This window comes from Pedobacter albus (assembly GCF_036324255.1).
GTDB classification, from domain to species: domain Bacteria; phylum Bacteroidota; class Bacteroidia; order Sphingobacteriales; family Sphingobacteriaceae; genus Pedobacter; species Pedobacter albus.
This window is the reverse complement of record NZ_JAZDQT010000001.1, coordinates 1,064,503-1,084,611: the sequence shown is the minus strand read 5'-3', so window position 1 is coordinate 1,084,611 and position 20,109 is coordinate 1,064,503. Positions and strand designations below refer to the sequence as shown.

General features: G+C 44.3%; 14 protein-coding genes. 9 read left to right on the top strand and 5 right to left on the bottom strand.

Features of this window, described 5'->3' with window-relative positions:
• Positions 1-9 precede the first annotated feature (9 nt).
• Both glpK and VRU48_RS04605 read right to left on the bottom strand, forming a co-directional pair.
• A complete protein-coding gene (gene glpK / locus VRU48_RS04610) occupies positions 10-1,506 on the bottom strand; it encodes a glycerol kinase GlpK (protein WP_330106750.1) in 1,497 nt (498 codons plus the stop codon).
• A gap of 38 nt (positions 1,507-1,544) precedes the next feature.
• Positions 1,545-3,107 carry a glycerol-3-phosphate dehydrogenase/oxidase gene (locus VRU48_RS04605; protein ID WP_431311630.1) on the bottom strand — a complete coding sequence of 521 codons (1,563 nt, stop codon included), beginning with the start codon at positions 3,105-3,107 and terminating at the stop codon, positions 1,545-1,547.
• Between the two features lie 166 nt (positions 3,108-3,273).
• On the opposite strand from VRU48_RS04605, the gene VRU48_RS04600 reads away from it, so the two are divergent.
• The 8 genes from VRU48_RS04600 to VRU48_RS04565 all read left to right on the top strand — a co-directional run bounded on the left by VRU48_RS04600 (position 3,274) and on the right by VRU48_RS04565 (position 14,882).
• A complete protein-coding gene (locus VRU48_RS04600; RefSeq protein WP_330106748.1) occupies positions 3,274-3,843 on the top strand; it encodes an RNA polymerase sigma factor in 570 nt (189 codons plus the stop codon).
• 102 nt (positions 3,844-3,945) lie between these two features.
• Positions 3,946-4,950 carry a FecR family protein gene (locus tag VRU48_RS04595; RefSeq protein ID WP_330106747.1) on the top strand — a complete coding sequence of 335 codons (1,005 nt, stop codon included), beginning with the start codon at positions 3,946-3,948 and terminating at the stop codon, positions 4,948-4,950.
• A gap of 190 nt (positions 4,951-5,140) precedes the next feature.
• Positions 5,141-8,569, top strand: coding sequence for a SusC/RagA family TonB-linked outer membrane protein (locus tag VRU48_RS04590; RefSeq protein ID WP_330106746.1), 3,429 nt, complete (start codon positions 5,141-5,143; stop codon positions 8,567-8,569).
• A gap of 11 nt (positions 8,570-8,580) precedes the next feature.
• Complete coding sequence (locus VRU48_RS04585) at positions 8,581-10,152, top strand: SusD/RagB family nutrient-binding outer membrane lipoprotein (protein ID WP_330106745.1); 1,572 nt, start codon at positions 8,581-8,583, stop codon at positions 10,150-10,152.
• 25 nt (positions 10,153-10,177) lie between these two features.
• Positions 10,178-11,752, top strand: coding sequence for a DUF5689 domain-containing protein (locus VRU48_RS04580; RefSeq protein ID WP_330106744.1), 1,575 nt, complete (start codon positions 10,178-10,180; stop codon positions 11,750-11,752).
• A 66-nt stretch (positions 11,753-11,818) separates the two neighbouring features.
• Positions 11,819-13,228, top strand: coding sequence for a calcineurin-like phosphoesterase family protein (locus VRU48_RS04575; RefSeq protein ID WP_330106743.1), 1,410 nt, complete (start codon positions 11,819-11,821; stop codon positions 13,226-13,228).
• A 74-nt stretch (positions 13,229-13,302) separates the two neighbouring features.
• Complete coding sequence (locus VRU48_RS04570; RefSeq protein WP_330106742.1) at positions 13,303-13,722, top strand: hypothetical protein; 420 nt, start codon at positions 13,303-13,305, stop codon at positions 13,720-13,722.
• A 254-nt stretch (positions 13,723-13,976) separates the two neighbouring features.
• Positions 13,977-14,882 (top strand): glycerophosphodiester phosphodiesterase family protein, encoded by a 906-nt coding sequence (locus VRU48_RS04565; protein ID WP_330106741.1) that lies wholly within the window; start codon positions 13,977-13,979, stop codon positions 14,880-14,882.
• A 45-nt stretch (positions 14,883-14,927) separates the two neighbouring features.
• Here VRU48_RS04565 and VRU48_RS04560 read toward each other — a convergent pair whose 3' ends face one another.
• Entirely contained in the window at positions 14,928-15,356 is a 429-nt protein-coding gene (locus tag VRU48_RS04560; protein ID WP_330106740.1) for a DUF4890 domain-containing protein, read from the bottom strand.
• An 80-nt stretch (positions 15,357-15,436) separates the two neighbouring features.
• Positions 15,437-16,213: an XRE family transcriptional regulator gene (locus VRU48_RS04555; RefSeq protein ID WP_330106739.1), complete on the bottom strand. Its 777-nt coding sequence runs from the start codon at positions 16,211-16,213 to the stop codon at positions 15,437-15,439.
• A 133-nt stretch (positions 16,214-16,346) separates the two neighbouring features.
• Between VRU48_RS04555 and VRU48_RS04550 the strand changes: the two genes are divergently transcribed.
• Positions 16,347-16,691: a GIY-YIG nuclease family protein gene (locus VRU48_RS04550; protein WP_199140826.1), complete on the top strand. Its 345-nt coding sequence runs from the start codon at positions 16,347-16,349 to the stop codon at positions 16,689-16,691.
• A 209-nt stretch (positions 16,692-16,900) separates the two neighbouring features.
• On the opposite strand, the gene VRU48_RS04545 is transcribed toward VRU48_RS04550, so the two are convergent.
• Positions 16,901-20,077: a tolB protein precursor gene (locus VRU48_RS04545; RefSeq protein WP_431311609.1), complete on the bottom strand. Its 3,177-nt coding sequence runs from the start codon at positions 20,075-20,077 to the stop codon at positions 16,901-16,903.
• Positions 20,078-20,109: the final 32 nt, after the last annotated feature.

Genomic DNA, 20,109 nt, shown 5'->3' with positions numbered 1-20,109 from the left:
TTCTGGTTTTTAGTCGTTTTCGATAGCGTTAATTTTGGCCGCTTTGATGGCGCGGTTCCAGCCTTTGATTTTTGCGGTGTTGTCAAGCCCTTCGGTTGCGGTAAAAGTCTGGTCTATCTGCCACTGCGATTTGATTTGTGCTACACTTTCCCAAAATCCGGTAGCCAGGCCAGCCAAGTAGGCGGCGCCAATGGCCGTTACTTCGGTTATTTTGGGCCTGATGACCTTGCAATCCAATACATCTGCCTGAAACTGCATTAAAAGGTTATTAGCCGTAGCGCCACCATCAACCCTCAATTCGGCTATGCCAACCCCTGCATCGCTTTCCATGGCTTTAAGTACATCCATGGTCTGGTAGGCGATGCTTTCTAAAGCCGCCCTGGCTATATGCGATTTGTTGGTACCTCTAGTTAATCCGGTTATGGTGCCACGTGCATGCTGGTCCCAATGAGGGGCACCTAAACCCGCAAAGGCAGGCACAATGTACACACCCTGCGTATCTTTTACTTTGGCCGCCAGTTTTTCTACATCGGCCGATTTGGAAATGAATCCCAGCTCATCTCTTAACCATTGCACAATGGCACCGGCAATAAAAATACTGCCTTCTAAGGCGTAGTAAACTTCGCCATTCAGTTTCCAGGCAATAGTAGTTAACAAGTTATTGGTCGATATTTTTGGTGTCTTTCCGATGTTCATCAGCATGAAGCACCCAGTTCCATAAGTGTTTTTGACCATACCAGGCTCAATACACATCTGTCCGAACAAAGCCGCTTGCTGGTCGCCGGCTATGCCCGCAATCGGTATTTTAGCAGCCAGTATTTGTCCGGCGGTTTCGCCATATATTTCGCTCGATGATTTTACTTCGGGCAACATAGAACTTGGAATACCAAAAAGCTCGAGCAGTTCCTTATCCCAGGTTAAAGTGTGGATATTGTAGAGCAACGTACGTGAGGCATTGCTTACATCGGTTACGTGGGTTGTGCCATTGGTCAGTTTCCAGATTAACCAGGTATCGATGGTGCCAAAGGCCAATTCTCCCTTGGCTGCTTTTTCTTGTGCGCCAGGTACGTTTTGCAAAATCCACCTGGCTTTGGTAGCCGAGAAATAAGAGTCGATAATCAGTCCTGTTTTATCTTGTAAGGACTTGGCCAAACCTTTGCTTTTGATTTCATCGCAATAGGCTGAAGTGCGCCTGTCTTGCCAAACAATGGCATTGTATATGGGTTGGCCGGTTGTCCTGTCCCAAACCACGGTGGTTTCTCGTTGGTTGGTGATGCCAATAGCATTGATGTCTTTGGCCGTTAAGCCCGCTTTAACAATGGCTTCGGCCGCAACGGCCAGTTGGGTAAACCATATTTCGAGCGGATCGTGTTCAACCCAGCCTGCTTCGGGATAAATCTGCTTGAATTCTTTTTGCGCAATAGATACGATTTCGCCACTGCGGTTAAATACAATGGCTCTCGAACTCGTTGTTCCTTGGTCGAGCGCTAACACATAGTTGCCCATAAGTATATATTTGGTTAAGGTTTTAGTCTGTCAAGTATTTATTTGCCCTGATAAACATAGCCATTAGCTAATTTATTAAATTTTTCGATTTGGTCTGCTTCCCATTTTTGATCAAGACTTAATTCTGTGGCCATCAGCGAGGCTACCATTGTGCTCATTTCGATAGCGGCTTTGGCATCGATAAAAAGAACCCTCAATCTTCTGCTCAGCACATCTTCTACGGTCAAGGCCATTTCGCTTCGTACCGCCCAGATTACTTCTGCTACTATATAAGGGAAATTGGGATGCAATGGCGCCAAAAGCTCGGGTTTTTGCAGGCACAAAGCTTCAATATGCTTGCGGTCTGTGCCGTAGGTATCAAGGTAGTCGTTGCCTGTAGTCTGGCTATTGCCGTGTATGGGCAAATGCTGGGTAGCGCAGGGGCGAGGGGCAAGCCCCATTTCGTTGATGGCTAGGCTTACGGTATCTTCGGCCATTTTGCGGTAAGTGGTCCATTTGCCTCCGGTAATGGTGAGCAGACCTTTGGCAGAAACTACTAACTTATGGTCGCGACTGATTTCCTTGGTGCTATTTTTTCCTGCCTTAGCTGGTGCAGCAAGTGGCCTCAGACCAGAAAATACACTTAGGATATCGTGGGTACTAGGCTTGCTTTCAAAATAAGCACTCGCATTGTTCAAAATAAAATCGATTTCCTGTTGCAGTGCCCTAGGTTCGAGGCTATGTTCTTCAATAGGCGTGTCTGTGGTGCCAACCAGTAAATGCTCATGCCAAGGTACGGCAAAAAGTACTCTTTTGTCGCTGGTTTTGGGGATCATTAGGGCATAGCTGCTGTTTAGGAACTCCTTTTTAAGCACAATATGTACGCCTTGGCTCGGACGTACCATTTGGGGGGTATTCGGATTGTTGAGTTTTAGGATATCATCGACGAAGATACCGGTAGCATTGATTACGCATTTTGCGCCGAAATTGTAGTGGCCACCAGACAGTAAATCTTTCACTTCAACGCCACAAACGGTATCGTCGTTTTTGAGCAATTGGGTAACCTGCATATAATTGATGAGCAAGGCACCTTGTTCTTGCGCAGTCTGCATGAGGTTGATGGCCAGACGCGCATCGTCGAATTTGCCGTCGAAATAGCTGATGCCACCTTTTAGGCCTTTGCTTTTAATGCCGGGCATTAATGCGGTTATTTCCTTTTTGGGCCTGTAGCGCGATTTGCCAAAGCTTAGTTTGCCAGCCAGCCAATCGTACAGCGTGAGGCCAATACCATATATAAGTATCGACCACCAGGAATAGCAGGGAATGATAAATTCTTCCTTGTGAACCAGGTGCGCGGCGTTTTTGGCCAATAAGCCACGTTCTCTTAAGGCATGTCTTACCAATCCGATATCGCCCTGCGCCAAATACCTTACCCCACCATGTACCAGTTTGGTACTTCTGCTCGACGTACCCTTGGCAAAATCGGCCTGTTCAACCAATAAGGTACGTAGGCCTCGGTTGGCGGCATCAACGGCAATGCCCAATCCGGTTGCTCCACCACCAATAATGATGATGTCCCAGTCAATTTGGGTAGCAAAAAGATAATGGTCGGGTTTGCGCATCAGGATAAATGTAATCAATAAATACAACAACCGATAAGGCTTTTACGAAAGTTAACATTGGTCATCCCGTAATTAACTTTGAATTAAATGTCATTACTATTCTTGTTTTTAAGTTAAATATAAATTAACAAATGGATAACAATAGCTTTATAGCTTAGCCCATGAAATGGAACTTAATTACAGGGTGCTAAATGATGAAGATCTGATAGGTTTAATTAAGCTAAATGACAGCTTGGCGCTAGAAGCCTTGTTCAATCGGTATTACCAGTCGCTTTGCAAGTTCATTGCCATCCATTTAAAAGATTACAGCAAGGCCGAAGAGTTGATTGCCGATCTTTTTATCAAATTGTGGGATAATCGCTCTACACAAGAAATCAAATCGGTGAAGGCCTATTTGTTTATTGCGGCCAAAAATATGGCCATTAATTACATCCAAAGGCCTAAAACCAAAATCGACTACTGCGAAGATTACGAATCTTCTGTCGAGTTGCCACATACGGGTCCGAACCCATTCGATATCATTTCGAGCAAAGAAGCCTATCATAAAATCATGCAACTGATCTGGCTTTTGCCCGAGCGCCAACGCGAAGTGCTGCTGATGAGCCGCATAGACGATCTAGACAAAAATACCATTGCCACTATTCTCGGCATTTCGGTACGCACGGTCGAAACTACTTTGTATCAGGCTGTCAAAACCCTGCAGCACATCGTAAAAACCTCGCCAAATAAGCTTTGATGCGGTTTCTTGCCGATTAACCTTTTCTTAATATAAACTTAACTTTTTTAACTACGTATTAGGCTTCCAAATTCCTGTCTTAGCTATAGAACACGAATTTTAATGGAAGAACACTACTATCAGTTAATAGAACATTATTTTAATAAATCGATCAATGCCGAAGAGTTGCATCAACTCAAATCTTGGGTAGAAAGCAATGAGGCCAATCAGCATAAATTCCGCGAAGTACTGAGGATTTTTGAGGCTACAGAAATGTACCTGCAGCAGCCCACTGGTCAGGCCAAAAGCTGGGCACTTGTTGCCAATCATATCTCACAAAATTCGGCAAATGAGGAGCCAAAGCCTAAAATAAAAAAACTAGGCAGCTGGCATCGCTATGCTATGGCGGCTGTGTTGGTGATGGTTTGTGGCCTGGGATTGTTGCTTTTTAAATCCGATGGAGCCAAGACAAAGCCACAGGCCATTGTCAAGGTAATCAGTAATCCAAACGGCGAGCAACGTTCAATTACCATGCCCGATGGTTCGGTAGTTTACCTCAATGCCGGGAGCCGCATTAGCTACAATGCCCATTTTAGCGCCGATAAAAGAGAAGTAAAATTAGAGGGCGAAGCCTTTTTTGATGTGGTGCACGAAACAAAAAGGCCATTTATTGTCAAAACTGGCAAAGTATCGACCACTGTTTTGGGTACCTCGTTCAACATCAAGGCATTTCCGGCCAAAGCCGTAGAGGTTACCGTAGAAACCGGAAAAGTTGGCGTAGTGCTGCAACGCGCGAATAAAAAAGATACGCTCAATTTCCTGTTGCCTAACGAACAGTTGCTGATTGATACCACTACCGAAAAAATAGTGAAACAAAGCATCAATGCCACAGCGGTAAGTGGCTGGAAACAATACAAGCTGGCTTTTTACAACACATCGATGCAGGATATCGCGGCCTCCATAGAACGGACTTACGATGTAAAGATCAGTTTCAAACAACCTCAAACAGCCCAGCTGAAATTAACGGCCAAATTCGATAAATGCGGCATTAAACAAGTAATGGACGTGCTTTCAAGACTTAGCGGAAGCACTTATCAGATAAACGGAAACAAAATAACTATTTATTAAAAAAGAAACTATGGGATAAAAGACTTACAAGATTTCACGCACAAAAAAACCAGAGTTCGCTGGTAACGGCTCTGGCTTCCTCAAACACGCTGACAACGCATTTATTAGTAAAAAATTGAATAAATATATGAAAATTAATTTCCGATGGGCAAGAAATGTCCATCAACGTGCAATAAAGACATTAATTTGCATGATATTGCTCTTGGCGCAGCTCTTGCCTGCCCAAGTGTACGCACAAACCGATAAAAAAATCAGATTCAGTGCAAACGACATCACGATTAAACAGGCCTTTGAGCAACTCGAAAAACTGAGTGGCATGAGCATCAGCTATAACAACAGCCAGTTTAACGACCAAAGAAAGGTGCAGGTTGCACATAAGGAACGTACGGTTGCCGAAGCCTTAAACCTGATTTTAAAGGATCTGCCGGTTACTTTTAAGGTATCAGGCGATAAAAATATCCTGATTGTGAAGAAAGAAACCACTACGGGTAAATTGGTGGGCAGGGTAACCGACGATAATGGCAGCCCCATTCCGGCAGCGGTTATTCATATCGTTGAAATCAACAGAACGATCCAAAGTGCCAACGATGGTACTTTTAGCCTGAACCTGGAACCTAATGTTTATACGGTTGAAGTAAGGTATATCTCGTTCGAAACCGCAAGACAGCAGCAGGTTAGAGTTGTAGCTAACCAAACGACCACACTCAATGTAGTACTTAAAGCATCGAGCACGGCATTAGATGAGGTTGTGGTTACGGCATTGGGTATCAAACGCGAAGAACGTTCATTGGGTTACGCCGTTACCAAAATAGACAGCAACCAGTTAACAGATGCCATTTCCAGCAATTGGACCGATGCTTTGTCGGGCAAGGTGGCGGGACTGAACTTGGTGCGCAACAGCGGCCCTGCCGGATCGAACAAGATTATTTTAAGGGGCGAAAACAATTTAACCGGCGATAATGAAGCACTGATTGTGATTGATGGGGTAGTGGCCAGCAGCAGTTCAAGGCGTACGGCGGCTTCGTCGGGTGGTGTTTACGGTACTTCTGGTGATATTATGCCTCCTGATTTTGGAAGTGCCCTTAACGATTTGAACCCCGATGATATCGAAAGCGTAACCATATTGAAAGGCCCGGGTGCAGCGGCTTTGTACGGTCAGCGCGGTGCCAATGGTGCGGTCATTATCACTACTAAATCGGCCAATGCCAAAAGAAAGAAAATCGGCATTACCTTTACTTCCAATACGTCGTGGGAACAGGTAAACCGTGGGCCCGATGTGCAGACCGAATTTGGCCAAGGTCAATATGGCGTGCCTTATTTCTCTTATGGTGCTACCGAAGATGGTGCCAGTACCAACGCAACCAGTGCGACCTGGGGCGCGCCTTTTACGCCAGGGGCCATGTATTATCAATACGATCCGGCTACCAAAACCCGTGGCACAACCAGAACACCTTGGGTTGCCTACCAAAATCCTATCGATGCCTTTTTTAAAACCGGCTACGAAACTTCCAATTCGGTAAGCATTGATGGCACTGTTAAAAAAGTGGGGCTTCGCTTTTCGGCAAGCCATGGCAATAACGAATGGATTGTGCCTAATACGGGTTTAGAGCGTACTTCGGTGTCTTTATCGGCCAATTCAAAAATAACCAAAAACTTTAACCTGTCGGTAAAGGCAGCCTACAACAACAGGCACAGCGACAATTTGCCGGCTACGGGTTATGGCAACCAATCGTTGATGTATTGGTTCATGTTTGCCCAGCCCAATGTCAATGTGGATTGGTACAGAGATTATTGGGTGCCGGGCAAAGAACTTTTGCAGTTTGTAAACATCACCACCACCAACCCAGAAAGCCCTTATGCCATATCAGAGCAATACATCAACGCCCAACGCCGTAACGGCCTAACCGGAAACGTACAGGCTACTTACAACTTTACCAGAGAGCTGAGCCTAATGGTAAGGGCTACTTTGGATATGATTAAGGACGTGCGCGAAACCAAACGTCCGTATGATGCGGCCGGCAACAAATTTGCACAAGGTTCGTATAGGGAACAAAATATCAATTCGTACGAGGCCAGCGCCGATTTTATGCTCAAATACCAGAAACAGATTAGCCGTTCGGTTAATTTTTCGGTGAGTGCAGGTGGCAGTCAGCTGAGAAACGAATACAAAAAAGCCGAACTCCGTGCCGATGGGTTGGTTGTTCCAGGTGTTTACAGACTGGATAACAATGCCAATCCTTTAATTTCGGTTCCAGATACGGCAAGATATCGGATCAACAGCTTTTATGGCACCATGTCGGTAAGCTATAAAAACTACCTGTATCTAGATTTAACCGGTCGTAAAGATTGGAGCAGCGTATTGGCTACGCCAACCCGTACCGATAACGTTGGATTTTTCTATCCTTCGGCCAGTTTGTCTTTTGTACCATCAGATTTGTGGAAGATGCCAAAAGCCATCAACTTTGCCAAAGTGAGGGCATCGGTTTCTATCGTGGGTAGTGGTGGTACAACGCCTTACCGTACAGCCTATAATTATGCCTTGGCGGCCAACGGCATTTATCCGGATAGCGCCATGACCAATCCGAGCATATTGCCAAATCCAAATCTAAAGCCACTTAAAACAACGACTATTGAGGTTGGTGCTGAGCTGAGGTTGTTTAACAATAGGCTTAACTTGGATTTTGCGGCCTATATGGGCAATACCAAAAACCAGATCTTGAGCCGCCAAGTAGATCGCGCTACCGGTTATAGCATTGCTATTTTTAATGCCGGAAGGGTTGATAACAAAGGGATTGAGCTTTCCGCAAACGGCACCGTGTTGCAACGCCGAAGCTTCAAATGGACGTTGAACGCAACTTTCTCGGCCAACCGCAATAAAATCAAGGAACTGGCCGACAGTTCGGTTATTCTGCGTTCGGGCGCTTTGGGTGGTGCCCAAGTGGTAGCCAATGTGGGTGGCAGCATGGGCGATTTGTATGGCAGGGGCTTTATGCGCTCGCCTGATGGCCAAATTATTTATGATGCCGTTACCGGAAACGCCAGAATCAATACTACAGATCTTATTTACCTCGGCAACACCATTCCTAAATTCAGGTTCAGTTTTGGTACTGGCATTAGCTATGGTTCGTTTAGCACCAATGTGTTGTTCGATGCACAGCTGGGCGCAGTAGGCCACTCGCTTACCTTTTCGAGGATGGCTGCCTTGGGTAAACTCAAAGTAACCTTGCCGGGTCGCTACAATGGTGTCATCGGACCAGGAGTGGTTCAAAATGCAGATGGTACCTTCCGTAAGAATGATGTAATCGCTACCAATTTCGAAAATTACTATACTTCGCTTTACGGATCTGACCAAGCGGAAGGAAGTATTTTCAGAACAGACTACCTCAAGTTTAGGGAAGCAAACATCACCTACGCCTTGAGCAAAAGATTGGTAAGCAGCTTGGGACTGAACAAAGTTACTATCGGCGTATATGGCCGTAACCTGTTCATCTGGTCGCCATGGCCTGCATTCGATCCAGAATTCGGAACCCTGTCTGGATCAGATATTACCCAAGGTTTCGAAACCGGTCAGTTGCCTTCTACCCGCACTTTTGGAGCACGTTTAGTGGTTGGTCTTTAATGGAAAAAGAAATGAAAAGAATTAAAAATAAAATCAGTTATATCTTGTTGATGGCGTTTGGCATTAGTCTTTCGTCATGCGATAAAAATTTTGAAGCCATCAATACCGATCCGATCGGCAAGGGCACTACCACGGCAAATCAGCTGTTGGCACCCGCATTGGTCAATGTTTTGTACGCCAATATGTCGCGTAACCGTTCGTTTAACAACGAATTGATGCAGGTTACCGTGGCGCTTAGCGATGCAGAAGCCCAGGTTTTTAGGTACGATTACAGGCGTTCGTGGTCTGATTATACCTGGAACGTTTGGTACCCTGAGTTAACCAACCTGAAAGACATTTATACCATAGCCAGCCAGCCGGCTACTTTGAACAAGTCTTATCAGGGAATTTCGCTCATTACCCAGGCTTGGGTTTCCCAGCTCCTGACCGATACCTATGGTGACGTGCCGTATTTCGATGCCAACAAAGGCAAGGAAGGGGTTTATGAACCGGCATTCGATAAGCAGAAGGATATCTATCTGGACATGTTCAAAAAACTGGAAGAAGCAAATACTTTGTTAGAAGCCGGTACAGCCATTATTCCAACTGGCGATCCGGTATACAAAGGCGATGTAAATAAATGGAGAAGATTGGGTAATTCCCTGTATTTGAGGTTACTGTTGCGTGTTTCGGGCAAATCGGAAGTTTCGGCGCAGGCGATTGCAAAAATCAAGGAAATGATCGATACCAACCCGGCCAAATATCCAATTATGGAAAGCAATGACCATACCGCCAAAATATTATGGAATGGCACCAACAGCAGTACCGCGGTGTATTCGTCGCCATATATGATCGGGGTGAGGGCTGTCGATTTTAGGGGTACGGCCATAACGAGCTTTTTTATAGACAAGTTGGCGGCCTGGAATGATCCGCGACTGAATGGAGCCTTGGGCAAGGGTGGCACAAACCGTTGGGGCATAGCCCAAAGCTCTACCGGAGGTTATGTGGGTGTGCCAAGTGGCTACGCACCCGGAACAGGCATGCCTAAGCAAGCTTATTTTTATTCAGATGCGCAAAATGCAGGCATCACCTTGCAAACAGACCCATACACCGGTATCATCATGAACTGTGCAGAGGTTGATTTTATCTTGGCCGAAGCTGCCGTAAGGGGCTGGATTAATGGAAGCGCCGAAGCCTATTATAACAAAGGTATTGTGGATGGCATCAATTATTGGTTGCCTACCTACATCTCCAAAACAACAGATCAGCTCTTTTTAGATTACATCAGAACAGCTGATATTGAATGGCTGGATTATTTGCCATTAGATAATACCGATATCAATGGCAACAGCAAGCTGGAAATGATCCATCGCCAAAAATACTACGCCATGTTCCTGGTCGATTTTCAGCAATGGTACGAATATCGCCGTACTGGGCATCCCATTTTGCCAAAAGGACCAGGCTTGGCCAACGGCGGGGTAATGCCTGCCCGGATGAGCTATCCGCTCATTAGCCAATCGGCCAATCCAACCAGCTATAAAAATGCAGTTGCCGCACAAGGCCCTGACGAAATCAGTACCCGTGTTTGGTGGCAAAAGCCTTAATTTTTGAATAATAGACAAGATTTTTATGAAAAAAATATTGATAAATTGTTTCGTCCTCACAGCTTGTATTGCCGTTTGGATGGGTTGCAAACGAGATAGCGATTACATTATAAGTACACCGAGCGACTTCATATCCAATTTCGATTTGCGCAAATTATATACTGGTGCCGATGTTACCCTAACCAAAGAGAACATGCGGGCAGCTACTTCTTTAAAAGGCCAGGTCATTTCCGATCATTCGGGCAATAACTTGCCAGCTGGGCTTTTGGTGGTGCAAAACCTGCGTGCCACCGGCAATGGTATCGATTCGCTACGCGGTATAGCCATCAACATCGGTGCTGATGCCGCCAAATATATTCCCGGCGATTCGGTACATGTTAAGATAGAAGGTGGTATTTTGAAAAGAGTGGATGGTACTTTGGAGATTACAGGTGTTTCTGGTGCCAACGTAACCAAAATTTCCTCTGGTCGAAAATTGATCATCAACAGGGGGTTCATTAACCTGATTAATAGTCAGCCGGATAAATACGAAAGCACCTTTTTGAATATCTGGAAAGGTACCTATAATCCAAGCTTGGCTCCCTCAGCTGTATTTGCGGGTAGCAAGACGTTGAACGATGGTACGGGGGATATTACGCTTTTTACCCAGAACAGTGCGGTTTTTGCAAACTCAACGCCACCATATTCTGCCGATTATAGGGGGATTGTTTTAAACAACATGCAAGATGGCAAGCTGCAGCCACGGTTTTATATCCGCACGCTTGCCGATGCCTTCGTGCTCAGTTCAACACCCGATGTTCCAGAAATCATCATCACGGGTTTTATTAACGACCCTCAAGGCAGCGATACCAATGCCGAATACATCCAGTGCAGGGCCACAAAAGACATCAATTTTGCTGATACCAAATTCACCATCGTTACCAATAACAATGCAGGAGCCACATTGCCGGTTGGCTATCCTGCAGAGGGCTGGGCAACGGGAAGTGGCAAAACCTATAAGCTAGAGCTTACTTCTGGCACGGTATCAAAAGGCGAGTTCTTTTACGTAGGTGCCTCTAACAAATTGATTAATGGTCCTGGATCGACTTCTATTGCCGCTTCGAAATGGATCAGGTCGGCCGCCTACAATACCAATAGTCCGTTCTTCAATTCGTCAAATACCACCAGGGGAAGCTCTACCACCAATTTGTTGGCCAATAGTGGCAATGCTTTTGGTATAGCCGTTTTCCGTGGCATCTCGGTTGATAAGACCACGGTGCCGATTGATGTGGTTTTTGTGCACAATGGCGGCAGTTTGTACGACTCGGCAAATCAAGTCGGTTACCGTATCGGCAACACCGATGTTTACGATGTGGTTGACCATAACACCAATAAGGCACAGCCTTTTTTCCTTTCGGGATCAAACATTCAAAAATTCACCTACCAACCTAATGCCGGTGCTTCTGATGGCTCTGGTCAGGGCTACTGGTTTGCCTTGGGAGGTGTTTTCGATACCACTTTGGGCAAATGGGTAAAAGCCAGGTCGCATATCCACATCAAGCTGAGCAGTACTTCTGTGATCAGCGAGATTGAGACCACCAATGCAACGGAGTTAAAATAGAAACTTTAAAGGCATTCTGGTAAGTAACCGGGATGCCTTATCCATCCATTATTGCACATCCCTAACATGAATAGAAGATCATTTTTACAGAAAGCAGGTCTGTTTACTACTGCTTTTTTAATCAGCTTAAAAGGTTATTCCCTCGGCACTGCCAAAAAAACGGGCAAAATTACTGGCCGTATTACCGATAAAAACAAGAAAAGCATTGCTGGTGTAATCGTATCAGATGGCTTTAGCGTAGTGGTAACCGATAAAAACGGAAACTATGCTTTAGAACCTAACGAAAAAGCCAAGTTTGTTTGGCTCAGCGTACCCGCAGGTTACGAATTTATTACCGAAAAGCATATTTCGAGGCATTACCATGTGCTAAGCAACAAGACCGAGTACAATTTCGAACTCGAAAAACTTAAGCAAGACGACAACAAACATAATTTTATCATCTGGGCCGATTCGCAGGTGAAAAATAAAAAAGACGTAGCTCAAATGATGAGCACCTCGGTGCCCGATACCATCAAAACCATCAAAGCCATGAATACGCCTTTGGTCCATGGCATTGGTGTTGGCGATTTGGTTTGGGATGACCTGGCTTTGTTTCCAGATTATGATGCGGCTGTGGCGCAGATGGGTATCCCGTTTTTTCAGGCCTTGGGTAACCACGATATGGATTATCGTCAGGGTGGCGACGAAACCTCCGACAAAACCTTTAGCGAATACTACGGTCCAACCTATTATTCTTTTAACAGGGGCAAGGCCCATTATATTGTATTAGACGATGTTCGCTATTTGGGCAAGGAAAGAGAATACGACGGTTTCATTACCCAAGCCCAGTTAGATTGGATGGCCAAAGACCTGAAACATGTAGCTAAAGATGCGCTGCTGATTATTTCCTTGCATATTCCGGTACATAATGCGGTTAAAAACAACCAGGATTTTTATGCCTTGCTTAAAGGATATAGCAATGTACATATCATGTCGGGCCATACACATTATAACCGTAACGTAATTACCGACGGTATTTTTGAACACAACCACGGTACGGTTTGCGGTGCTTGGTGGACTGGGCCAATTTGTGGCGATGGCGCACCAAGAGGCTATGGGGTTTATCAGGTAGAGGGAACCAAGCTCAAATGGCATTATCAAGGCACAGGTTTAGATAAAAAAGAGCAGATCCGTATTTATGTTGATGAGCTGACCAATCAGAAACGCCTGATTGCCAATGTTTGGAATTGGGATCCCGAGTGGAAAGTAGAATATTTCTTAGATGGAAAGGCTATGGGCCAAATGGAACAGCAAAAAGGCGTAGATCCTATGGCAGTTCAGCTTTACCAAGGCGATAAATTGCCGGCAGGCAGAACATTTGCCGAACCAAGCAATACCGACCACTTGTTCTTGGCACATTTTGCACCATCGGTTAAAAAGGTAAAAGTAGTGGCCACCGACCGCTTCGGCGAGCAGTATGTTAGTGAAATTATTTAATTCATAATCAATTAATATATAGCTAGTCATGCTATTTTATCTTTAGTAAAAGTTAAATTAAATCATCAAAAAACATGAAAAAAATTATTTTATTATTCAGCATTGTTTTGTGTAGCCTAGTAGGCCGTGCACAGGTTTACGCCCATCTCGAAATTGAAGATGATTATACGGTGGAAGAAAATAATGGCGATAACTGGAGCACCGAAACACGCGGTAGCTACATGATCCGTTTTTACAAGGATGCCAACATGACCGAGCGTTTGGAGCCTACTTACGCCATTACCGTGTTGGTTGGTTTGGCGCCTGGTACAACCTCTCCGTTTTTGCCTCCAGGTGTTCACTCAAACGGTGTATATGTAATTCAGCCAGGTTATGACTTGCTGGCCAGCGACGTGCTTTTTTCCGGTTCTTATGGAAACGATGAAGGCAACAACTACTCGAGAACCTATAACCTGTGTTTGCTATCGAGCCCCGACTATATTATTATCCCATAAGGCCTGGGGTTGAACCATTAAAGAGCTAAGAGCCCGCTTTTTCTTAATGGAACTAAATGCCTTAATGTTAAAAAACGGGATTGAACCATTAAGGAATTAAGGCCCGCCTTTTCCTTAAATGTTAAAGGCAACCATCGCTTAAGCTAATTGCAAAGTTCAGGATTTGTTAATCTTTTGCTAATAGCGTTTGCCGAAATTTAAAGTATTAATGAGCCATTAATTTTAATGGCTCATTGTTTATTTAACCAGAACACATGAAAATTGCAAAAACACTATCTTTAGGCTTAATCGCAGTTTTAAGCTATTCTTCGCAGGTGAGTGCTCAAACAGTTGAATTTCCGGCATTTAGTGCCGAAGCGCATCGTGGTGGCAGAGGCCTATGGCCCGAAAATACCATTGTGGCTATGCTCAATGCCATGAAAATTGATGGCATTACTACTTTAGAAATGGACACGCACATTACTAAAGACAATTTGGTGGTGGTAACGCACGACGATTACCTGAGCCCAAGCTTTATGCTTACACCTGATGGTCAGGAAATCCCGGCCAGCGATGCCAAAAAGTACCCGGTTTTTCAAATGGACTACCAAACCCTGAAATCGTTTGATTTAGGCACAAAACCCTTGGCAGGTTTTCCGCAACAAGAGAAAATCAAAACCCATATACCTTTGCTTAGCGATTTGATCGATGCAGTTCAGGCCGATATCAAGAAAAACAAACGCAAGCAGTTTTTCTACAATATCGAAACCAAATGCAGTCCGGCGGGAGATGGGGTAACCAATCCCGAACCAGCGGTTTTTGTGCAATTGCTGATGGATGTGATTGAAAAGAAGAAAATTACGCCTTATGTGGTGATCCAGTCGTTCGATAAACGAACCATTCAGCTGATCCATGAGAAATACCCGGAAGTTAAAACCTCGTTCCTGATCGCCAATAAAAAAACGTTTGAAGAGAATATAGCCGATTTGGGCTTTAAGCCTTTTATTTTAAGTCCGGAGTGGCACACCGTATCCGAAGATATGATAAAGAAAGCCCATGAAGCTGGCGTTAAGGTTATTCCATGGACGGCCAATACCATCGACGATATGAAAAAGCTGAGGGCTTTGGCGGTAGATGGCATTATTTCAGATTATCCCGATTTGCTGGTCAAATCCAAATAGAAAAAGGGTGCTGCACATATTTGTTCAACACCCTTAAAAAATTAATTAATTGTTTGAAGCTGGAGGTGGCGGAGGGGTTTTGTCGCCTGGGCGGCCACCTCTTTTGCCTTTTCTGTCTTTCAGCTTGTCCCTCATTTCGTGGCGAGAGTTTTCCAAGGTTTTTTTCTGATCGGCAGTTAAAACCGCATCAATTTTATCTTTATTGGCTTTGGCAAAAGCTTTACGCTCTTCCATTTTGTCTTTCATGGCACTTCTGTCTTGTCCGCGCCATTCGTCGTTCTTTTTAATACGGTCTAATTCGATCTGCTGAATTTTTTGTTTCTGGTCGTCGGTTAGCGACAGTTTTTGCTGCATGGCAACGGCTGCTTTTTCGGCACGCTGTTCTGCACTTAATTTTGGTTTTCCAGCTTGCTGTGCGTAGCTGGCGGTAACTCCCATTACGACCAAGGCTACTGTGTAAATCATCCTTTTCATCTGCTTTTAAATTAATTGGTGTTTTATAGCATAGATGCAAAAAGTGGGAGAGAGTTTAAACGAAAGCTTGTTAAAATTTGTTAATTTTTGTTCAGTTGCGAAATCGATTTCTGCATTTGGGCCATCATGCTCGATAAGGTTTCGATGGTTGGCTCTGGCGTAGGTTCTGGCAATGCCGTAGAAATATAGGCTTTGGCTTTCCAGATTTCCAAGATGTCTTCGGCCGGCAGAGAGTAGGCGTCGTATACCTTATTATCTGATACCAGTTTCAGCTCCTTGTTTTCCTTAAACCTGTTTCCGGCTCTTTTGTAAACCACGCCTTCGTTTTTGCTGATGATGATATAGGTTTCACCGGTTTTTACGTCGTTCCAGTTATCCATATACTCGCCAATGATTACGCTGCCCGGCTGGATAGGCAACATCGAATCGCCCATAATTTCAAAAGCCCTGAAAGTGCCTTGCCTCAAAGCCGGCAACGGCAATTGGAATTTAGGCAGGTCTTGGATGTATTGCGGATCGGAGAAGCCATTCAGGTAGCCGGCACTGGCCTTAACCGGAACCAATTCTATGTTCTCGTTATCGTTCTGGTCGACAGAAATACTCAATATTCTCAAATTAGAGCCTTGGCTTTTGGGCTTTGGTTTCCAGTTATCATTGATGGTTTCGTTGATGAATTCATCAATGGTGAGATCAAAGTATTCTGCTATTTTTTTTAGTAAGTCGTATTTCGGTTCAGCCCTGTCTTCTTCGTAAGCGCCAATCAATGATCGCTTAATTTCCATTAAATCAGCAAATTGTTGCTGTGTATGGCCTTTTTTCTTTCTAAGGTATTTTAGGTTTGATGAAATGTTTGACATAAAAATAATTTTAAAATAAATTTGTTTTTACTAAAATTGTTAGTATTATTGTGCCAATAAAGTTAGTAATATTTATTGAAAGTACAAGAAATTATCTAATTAATTTAGTTTTTAACCTTTAAAAGCCGTTATCATGCAAAAGTTTGTTTATATCGTAACCGACAGAAATCGTACAAGTTTACATGTAGGAATGAGTGCAGACCTGATCAAAACACTCGATTTCTATAAGCAGATGCCCAATTTGTTTTTTGATAGCGGCCAGCAGCTAACCCGTTTGGTTTATTTCGAAGAATTCAAAACCGAAGCACAGGCCCTAAACCGCTTTAAGCTGGTAAGCCGCTTTACCCGTATGCAAAAAGAACGCATGGTACGCTCTTGTAATCCCGATTGGATTGACTTAACCATTGGTTTGGATTTTGAGCATATCCTTTCTCAGCCTAGAATCAATACCCAAGTGGCTTTGCCTCTAATGTCGTAATGCTATTTTAGCATCATCCATGATATCTGTTCCGATTGACTGGAGAGAATAAAAGGAGAGGAGCTGTATAGTTTATTTCCATCTTTACACAATTGCCCATAATTAGTTAATAGTTTCAATAAAAAAAAGCGTCCCGAATATCAGGACGCTTTTTATGTTTTTGTTGAACAGTTTGCTAACAGCAGACTGCCTATTGAAAACTTGTTTGCCTACCAGCCTGGTGCAAAGGTTACCCCAAACACGCCGTTCTTCACTTCCTTGCGTTGGAAAGGGAAGGCATAGTAAGGCTCCAATACAAAATAGCCAAATACGTTTACCCTTACAGATACGCCCACGCTCATGGCGGGCACTCTTTCGTTGGCAATTTGGGTAGTTACCTGCTTGCCGCTGCCATCTAAAATAGGATTGCCTTGAGAATCGGTTACAGGAACCGTTTTGTAGCTAGGCTGACTTTTAAAAGCTACTTTGCTGTCTTCGTTCCAAGCTAAGCCTGCATCAAAGAAAAGGTTCAAATCGGTAAACAAGAATTTTGAAGGGATTTGAGCCAGTTTTTTCGGACCGGTGAACGGCAAACGAAGCTCAAAATTGAATACCGCCAATTTGCTTCCCGATAGCTGATCGATATCGAAACTACCTAGGCTTTGATTTCTGATGTTATAGAAAGAACTGGCTTCGTAACCTCTAATCAGGTAATTGTAACCAGCGTAAAGCGGATAAAGGTTTTCGCCATCCTTACCCAAACGCATGTAGTTGTACGACCTCACCGCAATGGTAATAGGTTTGATTCTGAAATACTTCCTCACATCTACGGTAACTGCGCTAAAATTATAATCGCCAAAATATTGTTCAGCGCCAATCCTGTACCTAAAGCCATCCAAGGGCGACGTCACCCCAAATATGGAATTGTCGCCAATAAACGACGCGTTAACCTGGAAAACCGAGAATGGCTTCAATGGTACACCCAAAGAATTAGCAGCTTCTGCAGTAGATACCTTTTTACGGTCTGAACCCAAATAATAAGCCGCATAACCGTTCACATCCTGATAGTATTCGTTAAAGCGGTCTAAGCGATAACTATAACGCGAGAAAGCGCCTCCGGCTTCGAAACGATGTACTTTGTTAAACGGATAAGAAGCAAAGAGCTCGGCCTTGTCTTCAAACGTACGTAAAATATTGGTGCTGATGGTGTCTATCGGATTGCCGCCTGTGGCAGGGTTGTAGGCGCCATAGGTTCTGAAACCCGTAATGTAGGGCACGTGCGAAAGCGCAACGCCCCAGTTGATCCTGCTTTTTTGGTTGATGTAGCCAACCAAACCACCAAAATCGTAGATTTCGCCATTTACAGAAACATTGGCAATGATTTGGTTTCGACCCAAAATATCGCTGAACATACCAATAATACCGCCTTGTACACCTGTTCCAAATCTGCTGGTCGAAACACCAACACCACTATTGGCCAAGTAATCCAACCTGAATTTAGGTCGGTAAGGAATGGTTTTTAATGAATCGGGGATGGTTTTTTCAAAACGCTCAAAATTGCTCAAGTTAGAGTTGATGATGTTTACGCCAGAATTTTCCATCGGAGGCAAAATGGCCGCATCGAAATTAACTTCTTGCGGGTCTACGCTTTTTGCCTTGAAGTTGCTCAATGGCGAATTGTACAGGGTGTAGCGCTGGTAGCGATAATAGCTGTAAATGATATCGTCGTTTCTCGAAACGGTAATGGCAGGGGAGAACTCCGTGATGCCGCTGATACCAGTAAAATAGTCAGTTAACTGTTTTACGGTGCCATTATCCAAGGTGTATTCGTAAAGGTTCCTGAAACCATCGCGGTTGGAAAGGAAGAAAACACGTTTGCTGTCGCCAGAAAACTGGGCGTTCAAGTTGTTGGCACCTGGAAAAACCGGGATATTGGTCAGCGTTTTGCTGGCAATATCGTAAATGGTCATGTTGATCGGATTAACCGCATTGATGTTGCCACCCATAATGGCTGCGCGGTCTGAAGAGAAGATGATTTTTTTACCATCTGGCGAAAAGTTCGGCGCATAGTCAGAATACTCGTCGTTGGTGATTTGGGTAACGGCTTTGGTGGCCAAATTGTACGAAAAGATATCGCTTTGTCCCTCAATCATACCCGAAAAGGCGATTTCTTTGCCATCGGGCGACCAAGTAAGGTTGCCAAATTGTTCTACTTCGCCCATGCCGGTTTGCAAGACGGTACTTCCGTTATCAACATTTACGATAAGCAGTTGATTACGGCCCTTGCTAAAAATACTGAAGGCGAACTGTTTGCCGTCGGGCGACCAAGCTCCGGCCGATTCGATAAAGTTGAAATCGTCGATATGCGAATTGGAGATTTGGCTGCTCAGTTTCCTGATAATTCGGCCCGTTTTTGCATCGGCTAAAAACAAATCGATACCAAATAGATCTTTTTCAGAAAGGAAAGCCAAGTATTTGCCATCTGGACTGATAGCCGGGGCTACGTTCATGTTGCCCGCATTCTTGTTGTCGATGATTTTGGCGCCTGAAATCTTAATCTGCGAACTGTCTGCCTTTAGCAAAGGACGGTAGTGCTGTTCGATGGCATTTTTCCATAAACCCGATAAGGTTCTGTCGTCGTAGCCAAAAGTATATTTAATACCGTTTTCGTAACCAAATCGGGCTGTATTCTTAAATAAGGGAACAATGGTAGTATCACCATAAAGCGAACCTACAAAGGTCCAGAAAGCCTGACCGTAACGGTAAGGAAAGTATTTGTTCGAGTTGGTGAGGTCTTTTAGCGAAGGGATATCGCGATTGAGCAAGGCATCGCGCATCCACATCGAGGTGAAGGCGTCTTTTTTGCCCACTGAGAGATATTCGGCCATACCTTCTACCATCCACAACGGCGTATTGCCAATATTTTCTAAACTGATCGAATCTTTTTCCAGCAGCACATGGTATTGAAAAGCGTGCACCAACTCGTGTCCTAAAACGTGTCTGGTTTGGCTATTCAGTTCCAACACGGGCATAATTACGCGGTTTTTTAAGGCCTCGGTTACCCCGCCAGTCCCTACGCTGATGTCGCCGTTTAACGCGGTTGTTTGCTGGAAGTCTGGATGGTTGTTGTAAAGAATGATTGGGTTTTTCTTCAAGAAAGTATCGCGAAAAACCTCTTGATGCATCTTGTACCAGGTTTCTGCATCCTGTGCGAACTTTTTAAGCAGCTTTTCATTCTTAATGTAGTAATAGATTTCAAAGTGGGGCGTTTGCAGTACCTTGAAATCGGCATTTTTGTACCTTACGCGGTTTTGCCCAAAGTACTGGGCCTGCACCGAAACGGCAGATACAAGTATAAGCAATAAGAGGAGCCATGATCTTTTTCGAAAAGTAGCGTTTCTATTCATATGTTATAGTTTTTAGGACATAAGCTTATATT

Bases quoted from the DNA above. Each gene is read 5' to 3' on its own strand.
- VRU48_RS04585 (WP_330106745.1), top strand. From the start codon at position 8,581: ATGAAAAGAATTAAAAATAAAATCAGTTATATCTTGTTGATGGCGTTT.
- VRU48_RS04545 (WP_431311609.1), bottom strand. From the start codon at position 20,077: ATGAATAGAAACGCTACTTTTCGAAAAAGATCATGGCTCCTCTTATTG.
- VRU48_RS04600 (WP_330106748.1), top strand. From the start codon at position 3,274: ATGGAACTTAATTACAGGGTGCTAAATGATGAAGATCTGATAGGTTTA.
- VRU48_RS04565 (WP_330106741.1), top strand. From the start codon at position 13,977: ATGAAAATTGCAAAAACACTATCTTTAGGCTTAATCGCAGTTTTAAGC.
- VRU48_RS04555 (WP_330106739.1), bottom strand. From the start codon at position 16,213: ATGTCAAACATTTCATCAAACCTAAAATACCTTAGAAAGAAAAAAGGC.
- VRU48_RS04560 (WP_330106740.1), bottom strand. From the start codon at position 15,356: ATGAAAAGGATGATTTACACAGTAGCCTTGGTCGTAATGGGAGTTACC.
- VRU48_RS04575 (WP_330106743.1), top strand. From the start codon at position 11,819: ATGAATAGAAGATCATTTTTACAGAAAGCAGGTCTGTTTACTACTGCT.
- glpK (WP_330106750.1), bottom strand. From the start codon at position 1,506: ATGGGCAACTATGTGTTAGCGCTCGACCAAGGAACAACGAGTTCGAGA.
- VRU48_RS04605 (WP_431311630.1), bottom strand. From the start codon at position 3,107: ATGCGCAAACCCGACCATTATCTTTTTGCTACCCAAATTGACTGGGAC.
- VRU48_RS04550 (WP_199140826.1), top strand. From the start codon at position 16,347: ATGCAAAAGTTTGTTTATATCGTAACCGACAGAAATCGTACAAGTTTA.
- VRU48_RS04590 (WP_330106746.1), top strand. From the start codon at position 5,141: ATGATATTGCTCTTGGCGCAGCTCTTGCCTGCCCAAGTGTACGCACAA.
- VRU48_RS04580 (WP_330106744.1), top strand. From the start codon at position 10,178: ATGAAAAAAATATTGATAAATTGTTTCGTCCTCACAGCTTGTATTGCC.
- VRU48_RS04595 (WP_330106747.1), top strand. From the start codon at position 3,946: ATGGAAGAACACTACTATCAGTTAATAGAACATTATTTTAATAAATCG.
- VRU48_RS04570 (WP_330106742.1), top strand. From the start codon at position 13,303: ATGAAAAAAATTATTTTATTATTCAGCATTGTTTTGTGTAGCCTAGTA.